14 protein-coding genes and 1 tRNA gene are annotated in these 15,675 nt (G+C 42.2%); 6 read left to right on the top strand and 9 right to left on the bottom strand.

Features of this window, described 5'->3' with window-relative positions; all coding sequences use genetic code 11:
• Window positions 1-15: 15 nt before the first annotated feature.
• Window positions 16-615, bottom strand: a complete 600-nt coding sequence (locus BM090_RS13250; RefSeq protein ID WP_091513966.1) for a hypothetical protein — start codon at window positions 613-615, stop codon at window positions 16-18.
• Between the two features lie 320 nt (window positions 616-935).
• Between BM090_RS13250 and BM090_RS13255 the strand changes: the two genes are divergently transcribed.
• The 3 genes from BM090_RS13255 (at window position 936) to BM090_RS13265 (ending at window position 4,570) form a co-directional block, all read left to right on the top strand.
• Entirely contained in the window at window positions 936-1,412 is a 477-nt protein-coding gene (locus tag BM090_RS13255; protein ID WP_091513969.1) for a deoxycytidylate deaminase, read from the top strand.
• A 40-nt stretch (window positions 1,413-1,452) separates the two neighbouring features.
• On the top strand, window positions 1,453-2,982 hold the full coding sequence (rpoN, locus tag BM090_RS13260; protein ID WP_091513973.1) for an RNA polymerase factor sigma-54: 1,530 nt from the start codon (window positions 1,453-1,455) through the stop codon (window positions 2,980-2,982).
• Window positions 2,983-3,331: 349 nt separating this feature from the next.
• Window positions 3,332-4,570 (top strand): M16 family metallopeptidase, encoded by a 1,239-nt coding sequence (locus tag BM090_RS13265; protein WP_091513976.1) that lies wholly within the window; start codon window positions 3,332-3,334, stop codon window positions 4,568-4,570.
• 72 nt (window positions 4,571-4,642) lie between these two features.
• Here BM090_RS13265 and coaBC read toward each other — a convergent pair whose 3' ends face one another.
• The 7 genes from coaBC to BM090_RS13300 form a co-directional block, all read right to left on the bottom strand.
• Window positions 4,643-5,851, bottom strand: coding sequence for a bifunctional phosphopantothenoylcysteine decarboxylase/phosphopantothenate--cysteine ligase CoaBC (gene coaBC, locus BM090_RS13270; protein ID WP_091514305.1), 1,209 nt, complete (start codon window positions 5,849-5,851; stop codon window positions 4,643-4,645).
• A gap of 123 nt (window positions 5,852-5,974) precedes the next feature.
• Complete coding sequence (locus tag BM090_RS13275; RefSeq protein WP_091513980.1) at window positions 5,975-8,203, bottom strand: Tex family protein; 2,229 nt, start codon at window positions 8,201-8,203, stop codon at window positions 5,975-5,977.
• 129 nt (window positions 8,204-8,332) lie between these two features.
• The gene (locus BM090_RS13280; RefSeq protein ID WP_091513984.1) at window positions 8,333-8,782 is read right to left on the bottom strand and encodes a DoxX family protein; all 450 of its coding nucleotides are present in this window, start codon (window positions 8,780-8,782) and stop codon (window positions 8,333-8,335) included.
• A 71-nt stretch (window positions 8,783-8,853) separates the two neighbouring features.
• Complete coding sequence (locus BM090_RS13285; protein ID WP_245756727.1) at window positions 8,854-9,396, bottom strand: Crp/Fnr family transcriptional regulator; 543 nt, start codon at window positions 9,394-9,396, stop codon at window positions 8,854-8,856.
• A 139-nt stretch (window positions 9,397-9,535) separates the two neighbouring features.
• The gene (locus BM090_RS13290; RefSeq protein ID WP_177199932.1) at window positions 9,536-10,123 is read right to left on the bottom strand and encodes a c-type cytochrome; all 588 of its coding nucleotides are present in this window, start codon (window positions 10,121-10,123) and stop codon (window positions 9,536-9,538) included.
• Between the two features lie 191 nt (window positions 10,124-10,314).
• Window positions 10,315-11,151 carry a class I SAM-dependent methyltransferase gene (locus BM090_RS13295; RefSeq protein WP_177199933.1) on the bottom strand — a complete coding sequence of 279 codons (837 nt, stop codon included), beginning with the start codon at window positions 11,149-11,151 and terminating at the stop codon, window positions 10,315-10,317.
• A gap of 97 nt (window positions 11,152-11,248) precedes the next feature.
• Window positions 11,249-11,322: transfer RNA gene (locus BM090_RS13300), tRNA-Met, on the bottom strand.
• Between the two features lie 130 nt (window positions 11,323-11,452).
• Between BM090_RS13300 and BM090_RS13305 the strand changes: the two genes are divergently transcribed.
• Both BM090_RS13305 and BM090_RS13310 read left to right on the top strand, forming a co-directional pair.
• Window positions 11,453-11,839 (top strand): START-like domain-containing protein, encoded by a 387-nt coding sequence (locus BM090_RS13305; RefSeq protein ID WP_245756728.1) that lies wholly within the window; start codon window positions 11,453-11,455, stop codon window positions 11,837-11,839.
• Window positions 11,840-11,972: 133 nt separating this feature from the next.
• A complete protein-coding gene (locus BM090_RS13310; RefSeq protein WP_245756729.1) occupies window positions 11,973-13,403 on the top strand; it encodes an LptF/LptG family permease in 1,431 nt (476 codons plus the stop codon).
• Between the two features lie 184 nt (window positions 13,404-13,587).
• Here BM090_RS13310 and BM090_RS13315 read toward each other — a convergent pair whose 3' ends face one another.
• Entirely contained in the window at window positions 13,588-14,670 is a 1,083-nt protein-coding gene (locus tag BM090_RS13315; RefSeq protein ID WP_143083975.1) for a glycosyltransferase family protein, read from the bottom strand.
• Window positions 14,671-14,780: 110 nt separating this feature from the next.
• On the opposite strand from BM090_RS13315, the gene BM090_RS13320 reads away from it, so the two are divergent.
• Window positions 14,781-15,593, top strand: coding sequence for a 2,3,4,5-tetrahydropyridine-2,6-dicarboxylate N-succinyltransferase (locus BM090_RS13320; RefSeq protein ID WP_091513999.1), 813 nt, complete (start codon window positions 14,781-14,783; stop codon window positions 15,591-15,593).
• Window positions 15,594-15,675: the final 82 nt, after the last annotated feature.

Raw genomic sequence — 15,675 nt, forward strand, 5'->3', positions numbered from 1 at the left:
GTTTTTACAAAAGGATTAAGGCGTTTCTTTTACGGGAACAATCGCAAATACTACGCGGTGGTCTTTTTCGTCGTGCTGCTCACAAATTTCTATTCCGTGTTTGTGGAAATAAAAGGTTTTGTGGCGCAAATGAATGTCTGGCACGTCGAGTGTAATGGCGGTTTTGGTTGCTTTTCCCAAAAAATGCTTATACAAGTCCGAATATACGTCGATGGCTTCAAAAGTCAATAGTTTTTTGGTGTTTCCTTGCAAATAAGGTTCTGCATCGGGGAAGAAACTAATCTGAGCCAAGGCCGTATCGCCTTTGTTCCAAATCAAATAAGCCACGCAGTTTTTTTGTTCGCCTGCTTCGTTTTTGTCATAAAGATAATAGCGAAGTGTTCCGTCGTGGGTCAAATTATCATATTTGGCGATGAATTGCGGCAATGTTCCCCAATGTTTTTCGGCGGTTTTGATGCCCATACCCAACTTGAAGCCAAAAAAAGAGGCTTTATCGCTTTTGAAATGCTTATTGGCCGTGATGTCTGTTTTTTCAATTTCGATTAATTTGCTGTCTTGGGCGCGAGAAATGGCGGAGGCAGATAGCAGCAAGAATAAAATAAACACGCGTCTCATATTCGTATTTGGTTTGTAGTAGGTATAAAAACTTTGTTCAAAAAGAGTTTAGTGTTTGTGATTGCTTCATTGAGCAAATAAAGGCTATTTCTTTGAAAAAGCTAATGATTATAGTGTTATTATAAGAAACTTTCCATACGCAAACATTGATACGTTATATTTAGTTACTTGTAACCCAAACTATTAGGCCATTAAGTTTGTTTAGGTAAGTAATAAAAATTTACCAAAAACAATGTTATAATAGATTCCGTATTGCAGCGTTCTATTGCATATTAGGCAAGTTTTGTATCTTTAAACCCACAAACAATCAAAAACGCCTTATGCAGAAGCGACCCGCTTACGATGATATTTTTATGGAATTGGCCGTTAATTTGTCCAAACGCTCGCATTGCGTGAAACGACAAGTAGGGGCAGTGCTGGTGAAAGATACGCGCATTGTGTCTATTGGCTACAACGGACCGCCCGCAGGAACGCACAATTGCGATGAGCAGTGGCCAGAAGAAGGTTGCCCGCGCGACTCAAAAGGGAGTTGCTCGTTGGCACTACACGCCGAAGAAAATGCCATTCTGTATGCTGTGCAAAATGGCACGAGTATTGAAGGATGCACGCTTTACGTTACGCTTTCGCCTTGTATTGCGTGTGCGCGTATTGTGTTTAGTATGAAAATCAGCAAAGTAATTTATTTACAATCTTATGCGCAGTACAAAGGCTTGGCCATCGACGAAGGCGTAGATTTTCTGCAACGTTTTGGCGTAGAAGTGGCTCAATATCAGGGTACACTCGCCAATTTAACATAATTTAATTTATTTTAACACTCACTAATTATTTGTTTACATCATGCAAAAACTTGGTCTGAACCTGTCGCTGAATCAAAAACTGTCACCGCAACAAATACAGTTTATCAAGCTATTGCAAGTTACTACTGCCGAACTTAGCTCTCGTATTCAGGAAGAAATGGAAATCAATCCAGCCTTAGAAGAAGGCTTGGACGAGTTGCCCGACCGCGATAAAGACGACGATGAGTATGACAATGATAGCGATTCGGACGAGAGCAACAATAATGATGACGATGATTATGGCGACGACTCGCGCCCCGAACGCAACGACGATGACGGCCCGGCCAGCGAAACGGGAGAACTGAATCTGGACGACTATTTGGGTGATGATATTCCAGGTTATAAAATGCAAGGCGACGGCTATAATGCTGACAGTGAAGACGATAGAGAACGTCCGATTGGGGCGGGTTCGTCGTTGGCCGACGCGCTCATGGTGCAAATGAGCTATTTGCCTCTGACGGAAACGCAACAAAAAATAGGCGAGCAACTCATCGGAAGCATTGATGCCGACGGTTACATTCGCCGTCCGCTCACGTCGATTGCCGATGATTTGGCTTTCAAACAAAATATCAATGTCTCGGACGAAGAGGTGGACGATATGCTGGCCATGATTCAGCAGTTCGACCCCGCAGGCATCGCCGCCCGCAACCTGCAAGAATGCTTGTTGCTGCAACTCGACCGCCGCACCGACAATTACGAGGTGGCTTCGCTGGCTATCAGGATTGTAGAAGATTGTTTTGATGAATTTACCAAAAAGCATTACGATAAAATCCAACGCCGCCTCGACATAGACGATGCCGCCGAACTGAAGGAAGCCATCAAAATGATTACGCACCTGAATCCCAAACCTGGCGAATCGAGTGGGGCAGATGCCAAATCGCAGGTGATTATTCCTGATTTTATCGTAACAGAAAATGACGGCGAGTTGGAAATTTCGTTAGATGGCCGCAACGAACCGCAATTGCGCGTAAGCCGCCAATACACCGAAATGCTCGAAGCCTACGACAAAAGCACCAAGAAAAACAAAGCAATTCGCGAAACCGTAACTTTTGTAAAGCAAAAATTAGACGCGGCGCGTTGGTTCATTGATGCCATTCGCCAACGCCAACAAACATTGTTGCACACCATGCACGCGATAGTTGGCTTGCAGCGCGACTTTTTTCTGGAAGGCGACGAAGCCAAACTTCGCCCCATGATTCTCAAAGACGTAGCCGACCGCATCGGGATGGACATCTCGACGGTTTCGCGTGTGGCCAATAGTAAATACGTGCAAACGGATTTTGGCGTGTTTCCGCTCAAATTCTTTTTCTCGGAAGGTATCGCCACCGAATCGGGCGAGGACGTGAGTAGCCGCGAAGTGAAGCAGATTTTGAAGGAATTTATTGACAGTGAGAACAAACAAAAACCTTTGTCGGATGAAAAGCTGGAAGAGTTGCTCAACCAAAAAGGCTATGAAATTGCGCGTCGGACGGTGGCCAAATACCGCGAACAGATGAATATTCCTGTGGCCAGACTGCGGAAAGAAATCTAAATACGCAAATTTTGAGTTCAATGTTTTGTTGTGAAAATTATATAAAACATTGAATTATGTTTTTTTGTTTTATAATTAAAATACTTGCTTAACATAATTATTTTTATTGTGTTATACTTTTTGTTTGTTCGCACAAACTATTTGCAATAGGCCTGCGTTATAGGAGTAGATAGAAAGAGTGTTTCATTGTTTTATTGTTTTTGTTTTTTTATGTTATAGTTCTGTCAGCCAATAACAGTAGATTGTTGGCTGACTTTTTTGTTTTTAGGAAAATAGGTTTAAAATTCCTGTGGAATTGTATATTTGCTTTTTATCCAGTAATTGATATTTATTTAAGAAAAGAATATAAATGATAGATTTTCAGTCTTTTACGCTTGATAATGGGTTGCGTGTGTATGTTCATTCCGACCATAGCACCCCGACAGCCGTCCTTAATATTTTGTACAATGTGGGTTCTCGCGATGAAGACCCCAACAAAACAGGTTTTGCGCATTTGTTCGAACACCTCATGTTTGGCGGTTCGCAAAACGTGCCTTCTTACGATGAGCCTTTGCAAAGGGTAGGAGGCGAAAACAATGCTTTTACGTCGCCTGACATCACGAACTACTACATTACCGTTCCGTCTGCGAATCTGGAAACGGCTTTTTGGTTGGAGTCAGACAGAATGTTAAGTCTTTCGTTTGACCCACAAGTACTTGAAGTTCAGCGCAAAGTAGTAATTGAAGAATTTAACCAACGTTACTTAAATCAGCCTTATGGCGATGTTTGGTTAAAGTTGCGCCCCTTGGCCTATACCACGCACCCCTACAATTGGGCAACGATTGGCAAGGAAATTAGCCATATCGAAAACGCCACGATGGAAGATGTGAAGGCATTTTTCTATAAATATTATTTGCCAAACAATGCCGTAATGGTGGTGGCTGGTGATGTTACGGTAGAAAAAGCCCGCGAATTGTCCGAAAAATGGTTTGCGCCGATTCCTGCGGGGGCACCATATCACCGCAATTTGCCACAAGAACCCGTACAAACCCAAAAACGCAGCCTTACGGTTTCGGCCAAAGTGCCTACCAGTGCCATTTATAAAGCCTATCATGCTTGCGCGCGCACGGATGCCGACTATCATGCCACAGACTTGTTGAGCGATATTTTGGGGCGCGGCAAATCTTCGCGTTTGTACCAAAAACTGGTCAAAGAACTAAAAGTATTCACGTCCGTAAATGCCTATGTGATGGGTTCGATTGATGCGGGTTTGTTACTGATAGATGGCAAAGTCGCCAACGGAATTTCTTTAGAAGAAGCTGAAAAACAAATAGATAGCGTTGTAGCGGAATTTTTGGCGCAGCCGCTGGAGGCACAAGAACTGACGAAAGTAAAGAATCAGGCCGAATCTTCGTTGGTATTTGGGGAAGTGGAATTGCTGAATCGTGCCATGAGTTTGGCGTTTTTCGCGCTGCTCGGCAACCCAGACCAAATCAACCGCGAAGCGGCAGATATTCAGGCCGTTAGCACCGACGATATTAAACGCGTAGCGGCACAAGTATTACGTCCCGAAAACTGTTCGGTGCTGTATTATCAAGCCGAAAAATAGGTGATTAATGAAATTGTAGATACGCATGCTGTGCGTATCTACTTTAGCGTATTCACAATAACAATTTTTATTTTACAACCCCAGCCGTTGCAATAGCAATTGAACAATGTCTTCGGCTACGGTTTCTTTACTTTTGAGAGGAAAGGCTTGTACTTCTCCGCTACGATGCAAAACCGTTATTTTGTTTGTATCGTGCTGAAAACCAGCTCCTTCATCATTCAGAGAGTTAAGTACCACAAAATCCAAGTTCTTGCGTTCCAACTTAGATTGGGCGTTGGTTTGTTCGTTTTCGGTTTCGAGGGCAAAGCCAATGGTTATTTGATTGGCGGTTTTGAGCTTGCCCAATTCGGAGGCGATGTCTGTGGTTTTCTTGAGGTTCACAAACATATCATTTTCCGATTTCTTAATTTTCTGATTGGCCACTTCCGAAGGCGTGTAATCGGCTACGGCTGCCGCAAAAATCGCAATATCGCTGCTGCCAAATGATTCTTTGGCAGCTTCGTACATCTGTGCGGCGGTAGTTACGTGCTTTACTTTTACGCTCAACTGATGCGGTTTGTGAGAGGTTGGCCCTGCCACAACGGTTACGTTTGCGCCTTGTCGGGCAAGTGCATCGGCGATAGCAAACCCCATTTTTCCGCTCGAATGATTTCCGATAAAACGCACTGGGTCAATGGGTTCGTGCGTTGGACCTGCGGTTACCAGCACATTTTTTCCTGCCAAAGGCTTGCCTTCTTTTTTGGCAAAATAGGCTTCCATGTAGGCGATGATGTTTTCAGGCTCGGCCATACGTCCTTGCCCAGAAAGTCCGCTGGCAAGCTCTCCAAATTCGGCTTCTATGATGTAATTCCCAAAACTGCGCAAGGTTTCCAAATTGCGGCGCGTGGCGGGGTGCACGTACATATCCAAATCCATAGCAGGCGCGAAAAATACAGGACAACGCGCCGATAAGTAGGTAGCTGCCAGTAAGTTATCACAAAGGCCATTCGCAGATTTGGCCAGCGTATTGGCCGAAGCAGGAGCCATAATCATGGCATCTGCCCAAAGCCCAAGTTCTACGTGATTGTTCCAAACGCCCGTAGAATCGCGAACGTATTGCTGTAAAACTGGTCTTTTGGAAAGTGTGGCTAAGGTGAGTGGCGTTACAAATTCGGCCGCCGCTTGCGTGAGGATAATTTGTACATCTGCTCCCGCCTTGATGAGTAGGCGAGTCAAAAACGCAGATTTATACGCCGCAATGCTACCGCTAATGCCCAAAATGATTTTTTTCCCTTGAAGCATTGGTTTTGAATAGTTAAAAATGAATACTAAATCGTGTTGCTTTTGTGCTTTGGATAGGTTAAGCAAAGCCGCCAAAAGGCGTGTTTGGTTTGAACAATTAACCTTTTGGCGGCTGTTTTAGTTTTATTTAAACATATTTTTGAGTTTGGCCAACTTGCTTGCCATGTCCTCATTGTCAGCAGGTTGGCTGCTGCTTTGTTTCTCTTTTTTGCCTTGTGGGGCGGTATTTTCGGTTTTCATAGAAAGGGCAATGCGTTTGCGTGCCTCATCTACTTCTATCACGGTTACGTTTACTTTTTGGTGTACTTTTACCACTTCGTTGGGGTTGCTCACGTAGCGATTAGAAAGGTTGCTGATGTGTACCAAACCGTCTTGGTGTACGCCGATGTCCACGAACACGCCAAAGTTGGTGATATTCGTAACAATGCCTGGCAACTGCATTCCGATACGCAAATCCGACACTTTTTCTACGCCTTCCGTAAAGCTAAACGCTTCGAATTGCTCGCGCGGGTCGCGTCCTGGTTTGGCCAACTCGTTTACGATGTCGTTGAGGGTTGGCAAGCCAACTTTTTCCGAAACATATTTTTTAAGGTCAATTTGCTTGCGCAGTTGCGCATCTCGCATCAAATCAGCGACTTTGCAGCCCAAATCCGAAGCCATTTTTTCTACAATCACATAACTTTCGGGGTGAACGGCACTGGCATCAAGTGGGTTTTCTGCTTCGCGAATACGCAAGAAACCTGCGGCTTGTTCGAAGGCTTTTTCTCCCAAACGCGGCACTTTTTTGAGTTGTGCGCGGCTGCGGAATGGCCCGTTTTGGTTACGGAACTCCACGATATTTTGCGCTAATTGAGGGCCTAAACCTGAAATATACGTCAAAATTTGCTTGCTGGCCGTGTTTACTTCCACGCCAACGGCATTCACGCAACTCATTACTACATCGTCCAAACTGTTTTTGAGGGCGGTTTGGTCAACGTCGTGTTGGTATTGGCCTACGCCAATGGATTTCGGGTCAATTTTCACCAACTCCGCCAACGGGTCTAACAAACGGCGACCAATCGAAACAGAGCCGCGAACCGTTACGTCGTAGTCAGGGAACTCCTCACGCGCCACGTCCGAAGCTGAGTAAATCGAAGCTCCGCTTTCATTTACCACAACTATCTGAATATTAGGGAGTTTTAAGCCTCTTGCAAAACTTTCTGTCTCGCGGCTGGCCGTTCCGTTGCCGATGGCGATGGCTTCTATCTCGAATTTTTCACACAAATAACGAACCGTTGTTTCTGCGCGTTCGGTTTGGCGACTTTCGAGCAAATAAATCACGTCGTTGTGCAGGAGTTTGCCTTGTCTGTCCAAACAAACCACTTTGCAACCTGTGCGGTAGCCTGGGTCGATGGCCAACACGTTTTTTTGTCCCAATGGCGCAGCAAGCAGCAATTGGCGTAAATTTTCAGCAAAAACCTTAATTGCTTCCTCGTCGGCGCGTTTTTTAGAGGCCAAACGTATTTCCGTCTCCATCGAAGGGCGAAGCAAACGTTTGTAACCGTCTTTTACGGCCATTTGCACTTGTTGGGCTGCTGCGTTGTGTCCTTTTACAAAACGTTGTTCCAGAAGCGAAATAGCGTCTTCTTCAGGCGGATTGGTATCGAGCATCAAAATCATCTCGTTTTCGCCGCGACGCATGGCCAAGATGCGGTGCGAAGGCGCATTTTTAACGGGTTCGTTCCATTCAAAATAGTCTTTGTATTTCTGACCTTCTTCTTCTTTGCCTGCCACCACTTTGCACTGAAATACGCCTTTTTCGGCAAAAAGCTCACGCATTTCTGTACGGGCTTCTGGCGATTCGTTGATGGTTTCGGCAATGATGTCGCGTGCGCCTGCTAAGGCTTCTTCTATGTCTTTTACTTGCTTTTCGTCGCTGATGTAGGCGGCTGCTTCGCTTTCCAAATCAAAATTTCCTTGTTCTAAAATTCTGATAGCCAATGGCTCCAAGCCTTTTTCGCGGGCAATGGTGGCACGCGTGCGGCGTTTTGGTTTGTAGGGCAAATAAATATCTTCGAGCACCGAAAGCGTTTCGGCGGCATTGATTTTAGCTTCTAATTCGTCGGTGAGTTTGCCCTGTTCGCTGATAGATTTGAGGATAGACTCACGGCGTTTGTCCAACTCGCGCAACTGTTCGGCGCGGTCGCGAATGGCAGCGATGGCCACTTCGTCGAGGCTGCCCGTTACTTCCTTACGATAGCGTGCGATAAAAGGCACGGTTGCGCCTCCGTCTAATAACGCAAGTGTCTCATTTACTTGGCGTTCTGTGATTTGTAATTCGTTGGCAATAATCCAAGAATGCTTATTTTCCATCGGAATAAGGTGCTGTAATTGTATAAAAAATGGTTGCAAACCTACACATTTTTTTCAATTACAACTCTAAAATAAAGCAATGAATCCGATACTATTTTACTATAGAAAAGAGTCGGATTCATTGCTTGGTTATTTGATAGCCGATAAATACGTCCATACGATAAACAATAACTGCAAGGGTATTCTAAACCACAGATAAGTGAGTCCATTGCCGTCAAAGGTGCCTTTTTCAATATTGATATGCTTGATAGAAGCGTAAATATTGGAAGGAAGTATGAGTATGAAAAATATAACAATAACCCAGCCTGTGTATTCTGCTTTTGGCGGATACAATAGCCCTAAACCTAGTATCATTTCGGCAATACCTGTCAAATACACTATTTCAGTTTTGAAAGGAACAAACGAAGGAAACATCAGGCTCATGCCTTTGGTGAATGCAAAATGACTGATAGCGGTAAATATCAGCATACAACACATGGCAATTCTGCCAGATAATTGTAGGTTATATTGCCCAAATAAAATTTTATTAACAGTTATGCTAATGCTAAATGCTGTTAAAAGTACGAATAATGGTTTCATATATCTAATAGTGTTATTGAAATTATGATGCAAAATTCGCCTAGTTCGGGATGATTAACAATGAACCCAAGTTAACAAATACGCCTTCGGATGCGACTTAGTGCCTGAGGGGTGATACCTATGTAAGAGGCAATGTATTTGAGCGGAATTTGTTTGAGTAGGTGAGGTTGTTCTGTAAATAGTTTCAGATAGCGAGTTTCAGGACTATCCATGAGTAAAGACAATTCACGTTTCGACTTTTTTAAAAATAGGTCTTCGCTCGCTAAACGGCCAATTGTATTGCCGATGCTTGTATGCTCATAGATTTGGGCTAAATCTTGGTGGGTGAGCCGCCATAAAATAGTGTCAGATAGTGTTTCTATATAATAATTACAAGGTTGTTGTAATAAAAAAGAATCGTAGGCACTTACAAAGTAGTTTTCAAATGCAAATCCAAAAGTCGTTTGCTTTTCTTCGTCTCCGAGATAAAATCGAACAATTCCTTTTTCTATAAAGGAGAGATGGGACTCTGTTTGACCTGCCGCCAAAACGGTACTTTTACGGTTAAATGATTGTTTGGTAAGTTTTGCTGCGAAAAACTGCCAATCGTCCTCACTTAAATTAGAATTAGCCATTCTTTCTAATACGAATCTGATGTTGTCCATAGCAATAAAAATGATTATATAAAGATACCGAAAACAAAAAAGCCTTGCAACGGATTAGGTTACAAGGCTTTGTATAAACAACTGTTTTTCAGTATTTTAATGCAGTTTTTTATTTTTTCAATGTTGCGATATAGTCCGCCAACTCGTTTGCTTTTTCTGGGCTAATCGCGCCATTAAAGCCAGGCATCGCGCCTTTTCCATTCAGAATGATTTGGGCAGTTTCTTCGCGGCTAAGCGTCGATTCTTTCAAGTTTTTAGCTCCAAACTGGCCAGCGTCGCCGCTTTCGCCATGACAACGCACGCATTGCGCTGTGTAGATTTCGGCTACTGGACTTGCTGCCGTGTCTTGTTTCTTGAACGTAAGGCTGCGCGTTTCGGCCACACCATATACATACACAAAGCCAAGCAACGAAATTACCGCCAAAGCCTTATTTCCTTTTTTCAGGCCAACGATAGCCATCGGAATCATTACTAACACAATCGCGACTTTTACCATGAGCCAAGTGGCTGGATGCCCGCCTTTGAACAACAAATAACCGCCCGTTACCAAAATAAGTGTTCCCAAAATCATTTCTAAGACCTTGGTTTTGGCGCGTACCGTATCGAGTAGGGTAGTGTTATTGGCTAATAAAAGTACTGTTTTGAAGGCCAAAGAGAGTAAAAACACGATTACAACCGTCGTGTGTAAATGTAACATTCCTGTATCCATGTTCTGATTTGTTTTGTGTATTTATTGACTATCAGTAAGATATAACGTAAAGGTGTGTTATCCAAACCGAACAGCAATAATACGGCCTAAGCCGCAAACAGCCAAATTTCGGCGTGTTTTGTTTGTCGTTTTTCCTAAAAAAGATATGTTTTATAAACTTTTAAATTATGTAAAATAGATTACTGTTTTTGTAGAACTACCCATGCCGTTTTTGCAAATTTGTCTTCACGTGAAAAGTTTTTGAATGGTTCGGCCAATGGCAAGGTTTCCAACATGGCGAGTGTTTGGGCATCTGGGTAGGCGAGGTCTTCGTAAATTGTGCGGAAACCTGCGGCTTTCCAAAGGGTTTTGTATTGGGAGTATCGGAGTCGGTTTTGATAGTGTATATCACTGTTAATCAAATCGTTATACACAAAATTATTGTAGCGAAGAAAGTGGCCATAGGTAATACTGCTGTCCGTGTAACTGTAATGGTCTTGCATATCAATTACACAAATCATCAGGCCGTTGGGTTTTAAAACCCTATAACCTTCCTTAAAAATAGCAGGAAGTGCGGCGGCGGGTATGTGTTCGAGTACGGAAGTGTTGGTGATACAATCAAATGTATTTGCCTCAAAATCCGTTTGTTGTGCGTCTGTTGGTGCGGCGTATTGTATATTAAATTGGGTTAGCTCTGGCAGATTGGTAATGGGCTGTGAAGTCCATAAACGAGCTAAGTTATTGTTAATCAATGAAATTTTGGCGATGGGATACAAATCCGTTGCCGTGAGTCTGATGTCGTGTTTTATTCCAAAACATAAAGCCATACTCAAATCACTGCCCGAACCTATTTCATACCAAAGGCTTTGCGCGGCTTTTTTACCCGAAAATCGTTCAAACAAGGCTACTTGCTCGGCGGCGTCAAGTGCTTTTTGGGCAAATTGTGCCTCCGAAATAGGGAGCGAATGCGTTACATGGCGTTGTAACAAATAATTGAGTTGGTGCGATTGGGGGAGAAGGCTTATTGTTTTTTGCAAAAAAACCTTTAAAATCCATTTTTTTAGCATTCTAAAGTACAAAAATGGGTTGTATAGAAATAAAAAAAGCATTCATGTAACTGAATGCTTTTGCTTGTAGCGAGGAGCAGAATCGAACTGCCGACCTTAGGGTTATGAATCCTACGCTCTAACCATCTGAGCTACCTCGCCGAATTGTGGTGCAAAACACGTAAAATAATTTTGAATGTGCAAGCGTTTTAGAAAAAAAAGTTTTAAATTGTGGGCTTAGAACTCTAATCCAATTACTTAAAGCGCAAAAAAAATTAAGATGATGGAAAAAATGAAGTTTATAAAAGAGTATGAGTTTAAATCATCTCCCAAAATATTGTTCCCGTACATAAGCACGGCGGAGGGTTTGCAGGCGTGGTTTGCGGAAAGGGCGGATATTAATGCGGAGCAGATTTATAATTTTGTATGGGAAAAGTCGGATCATTTGGCGCGGTTAGTATTACAGAAAAGTAACAAACTGGCTCGTTTTGAGTTTTTGCCGACGCACGAAATAGACCAAGAAGACCCCGATTTTATAGAATTTAAGCTGGAAACCAGCGATATAACAAGGGCCGTGTATTTGTCCATTACGGACTATTCCAAGAATACCAACGAGCATGATTTGCATGAATTATGGGACGACTTAGTAGAAACGCTCCGCGAAACGGTCGGAGGTTAATACGAAGTAGCCCTATTTTTTTGTTCTAATAAAGATTATTATGTAAACCTGCGGCAAAAAAATGAGCGTTCTGTTATTTTGGACAGAACCTTTCTTACTTTTGCCTTTATTAAAAATACAACCTATTATAATAGTGATAAAGAAACTTGATAAACTTGTACTAAAGGCCTTTTTCGCGCCTTTTGTACTGACGTTTGTGGTGGTGGTTTTTATTTTGCTCACCCAAACAATGCTCAAATACTTTGAAGATTTGGTCGGTAAAAACTTAGGTTTTTCCGTTTTTGCCGAGCTGCTTTTTTATTTTAGCCTCAATACGATCCCGATTGCCTTGCCGCTGGCCGTGTTGTTGTCGTCGCTGATGACTTTTGGCAATCTGGGCGAGCATCACGAACTAACGGCCATCAAAGGTTCTGGGATTTCGTTATTACGTGTGATGCGTCCCATGTTTATTGTCGCGATATTTTTGTCAATAGGGGCGTTCTTTTTTAACAACTTCATCGTACCACGCGCCAATTTGAGAGCTTATAGTTTGCTTTACGACATTACGCACGCCAAAACAACCTTTAACATCAAAGAAGGTACTTTTTATTACGGTTTGCCGAATTATACGATCAAAGTAAACAAGAAAATGCCTGACGGGAAATCCATTCAAGACGTAATGATTTATGACCATACCGACGGACGAGGTAATACAAAAGTGATTTTAGCGGATTCGGGCAAAATGTACACGATTTACGATGACCGCTATTTGGTTCTGGAGCTTTTTCACGGAGAGAATTACTCGGAGTTTATCAATGACAAAGCCAAGCCGCAGGAATTTGTTCGTAACAAGTTCGGAAAGAGTAAGTTAGTGTTTAATATGAGTAGTTTTAACTTCAGCCGAACCGACATTAACTTGTTTTCTTCTAACAAATGGATGCGTAATATCAATGAGTTACATTCTGATATTGACTCGCTCAACAGAGAAAAAGACTATACAACCAACGGAATGCGCACCAATTTACCTAGTTATTATGCTTATACGTTTAGGGCAGATACGGCGAAAAAAGCGAATAACATTGATTTGACGAAGTGGATTGAAAAACAAAAACATTACGCAGAGCCGCAGAAACACGAGATTTTATCGTTGGCAGCAGGGCAGGCACGAAACGTAAGGGCATTGTCGCAAAGTTATTCGGAGCGCATCGCTTCCAACGAAAGAGATATAAATGTGTTTACCATCGAAGTATTTAGAAAATATACGCAAGCCTTTGCTTGTTTGGCTTTCTTCTTAATCGGTGCGCCGCTTGGAGCGATTATTAAAAAAGGTGGTTTTGGTGTTCCTGTCTTGATCTCGATAGTATTCTTTATCTTCTTCTATGTGATTTCGATTACTGGCGAGAAATGGGCGAAGGAGGGACTCGTAGAAGTTTCTTACGGAATGTGGACGGCCAATGTAGTTTTGCTGATGTTCGGATTTATGTTCTTACGCCAAGCCCGCAACGACTCAGCACTGTTTGAAACCGATTATTATGCAGTCCTATTCGGCAAGGTAAAAGCTGTTTTTGCGCGAAATAAGAATTAAACAAAATCTTAGATTTCTTACATCATTTTTGCCTGTACTCGCTATGAGTACAGGCTTTTTTTATGCCTGTTATTTAATAGAAGAGTGGGGGAGGCTTTTAGTATATCAGACACCATAACAGCGTAGTAGTACTGCTGAGTATTGTATAAATAAGGATTGCCGAAATATATTAGCAGAATTGTATTTAGTTAGTGGTCTGTAGTAGGAGGTTAGTTAGTTTTTTGGCGTCATAATATGAATTAGCAAATCCCATGTTGCTTACTAAGTTTATATTAGTATTGTATGTTGCTAAAATTTGTAGTTTATTGTTTTTTGCCAATTTTAGTAATATTTTATTTTGGGTAATTAGTACCGATAGGTTGTTTGCTAAATACTCATAGTATTTAGTAGGGACGCGGTTGTTGTGTGTGCTAATATCCTGATAAGTTAGTAAACCGATATTGTGCGTTTTTATTTCTGCTAAAATCTCTTGATGGGGGACTAATTGGTTTCCGCCTTTTAGTATAATGAATGAATGTTTACTAATCTCTTTTTTCAGTTCCTGCCAAAGACTTTCTTTAGCACAATAGCCAATAATCGTGAGTTTAGTGCTTTTATCGTACTCGTAAAAGGATTTCGCGATCTCGATTGCCTCCCAAATACCATAATGCTCTGCAATTGTACCCGAATAAAGTAGTTTGATGTTGCCTTTAGTAGGAATACGTGGCGGCGGCGGTGTCCAGTCGGGTATTGGAGGCAGAAACTTGTTTTCTATAATAGTGTAGCGGTCGCTAATAAACGAAAGCTCTTGTTCGTAGCATTGTTCGGCCAAAATGAAGTGGTCAAACGTGCGCGAAAGTATCGTTTCGTAGAATCTGACAAAATGTCCTAAGGGTTTGCGTACCCAAGCAGGGTACACAGGCGTATAGACAATGTTAGCGAAGTAGTTTTCTTGCACGTCATATAATATTTTCGTTCCAAATATTATTTTGTGTACAGAGGTAAACAGCAGTAAATCAGGAGAACTAACTATTATTACTTCAGGTTTTAGTTTAAGTAGTAAATTGAAATATTTTAAGCCAATGCCTAAACGCTTTATACTTAATCTTTTGCCTGAAAATAGCGTATGAAAGGTGATATTTTCAGCGGCTTGGGCTTGTTTGGCCTCAAATCCGATTACATGAACATCATATTGGTTGGTTTGTGCGATCGGTACGGCGAACTTTTCGTACATTCTCGTATCGTTCACGGGTTTTAGCAATGAAGCTAATACTATGCGACGTTTCATTAATTCAAAGGTAATGGTTGTTTTATTTATACTTTCTTGTAAATTCTCTAAACATGACAGATGTAACTTTTATATTTGCCTTATGTTAAATTAAACGCAAAATCAAGCGCATGACAACGAAAGAAATAGTAGAAGCCGCATGGCTCGACCGTAATTTATTAAATGATTCTACTACTATTCAGGCCATAGAGCAGGTAATAGAGGATTTGGACAAAGGGCGTGTGCGTGTGGCCGAACCTACCGCAACAGATTGGCAAGTCAATGACTGGGTCAAAAAAGCCGTAATTTTGTATTTCCCTATTAGAAAAATGCAAACTATCGAAACGCCACCGTTTGAATATTATGATAAAATGGCGCTCAAATCTGATTATGAGGCATTGGGCGTGCGCGTTGTGCCGCCAGCAACGGCGCGTTATGGTGCTTTTATTAGTAAAGGTGTAATTTTAATGCCTTCTTATGTCAATATTGGGGCGTATGTTGGTGCCGGGACGATGGTCGATACTTGGGCGACTGTCGGAAGTTGTGCTCAAATCGGCGAAAATGTGCATTTGAGCGGCGGTGTAGGGATAGGAGGGGTGTTAGAACCTGTGCAAGCTGCCCCCGTAATTATTGAAGATGGTGCTTTTGTAGGCTCGCGTTGTATCGTAGTTGAGGGTGCAAGGGTAGGGAAGGAAGCCGTTTTGGGTGCTAATGTCGTGATTACTGGCTCTTCTAAGATTATAGATGTGACTGGAAGTGAACCTGTAGAGTATAAAGGATATGTTCCCGAACGCTCAGTGGTTATCCCTGGTAGTTATGCTAAAAAGTTTCCAGCAGGAGAGTTTCATGTGCCTTGCTGCCTTATTATTGGCAAACGCAAAGCAAGCACAGATTTGAAAACTTCTCTAAATGACGCACTTAGAGAAAATAATGTAGTAGTTTAGTTTGCTAAAATAATTGAATTAGCATAAAAAGGCCGATATACTAAATCTGTATATCGGCCTTTTTATAAATAGTATATTGCTA

Source organism: Flexibacter flexilis DSM 6793, from assembly GCF_900112255.1.
Taxonomy (GTDB): domain Bacteria; phylum Bacteroidota; class Bacteroidia; order Cytophagales; family Flexibacteraceae; genus Flexibacter; species Flexibacter flexilis.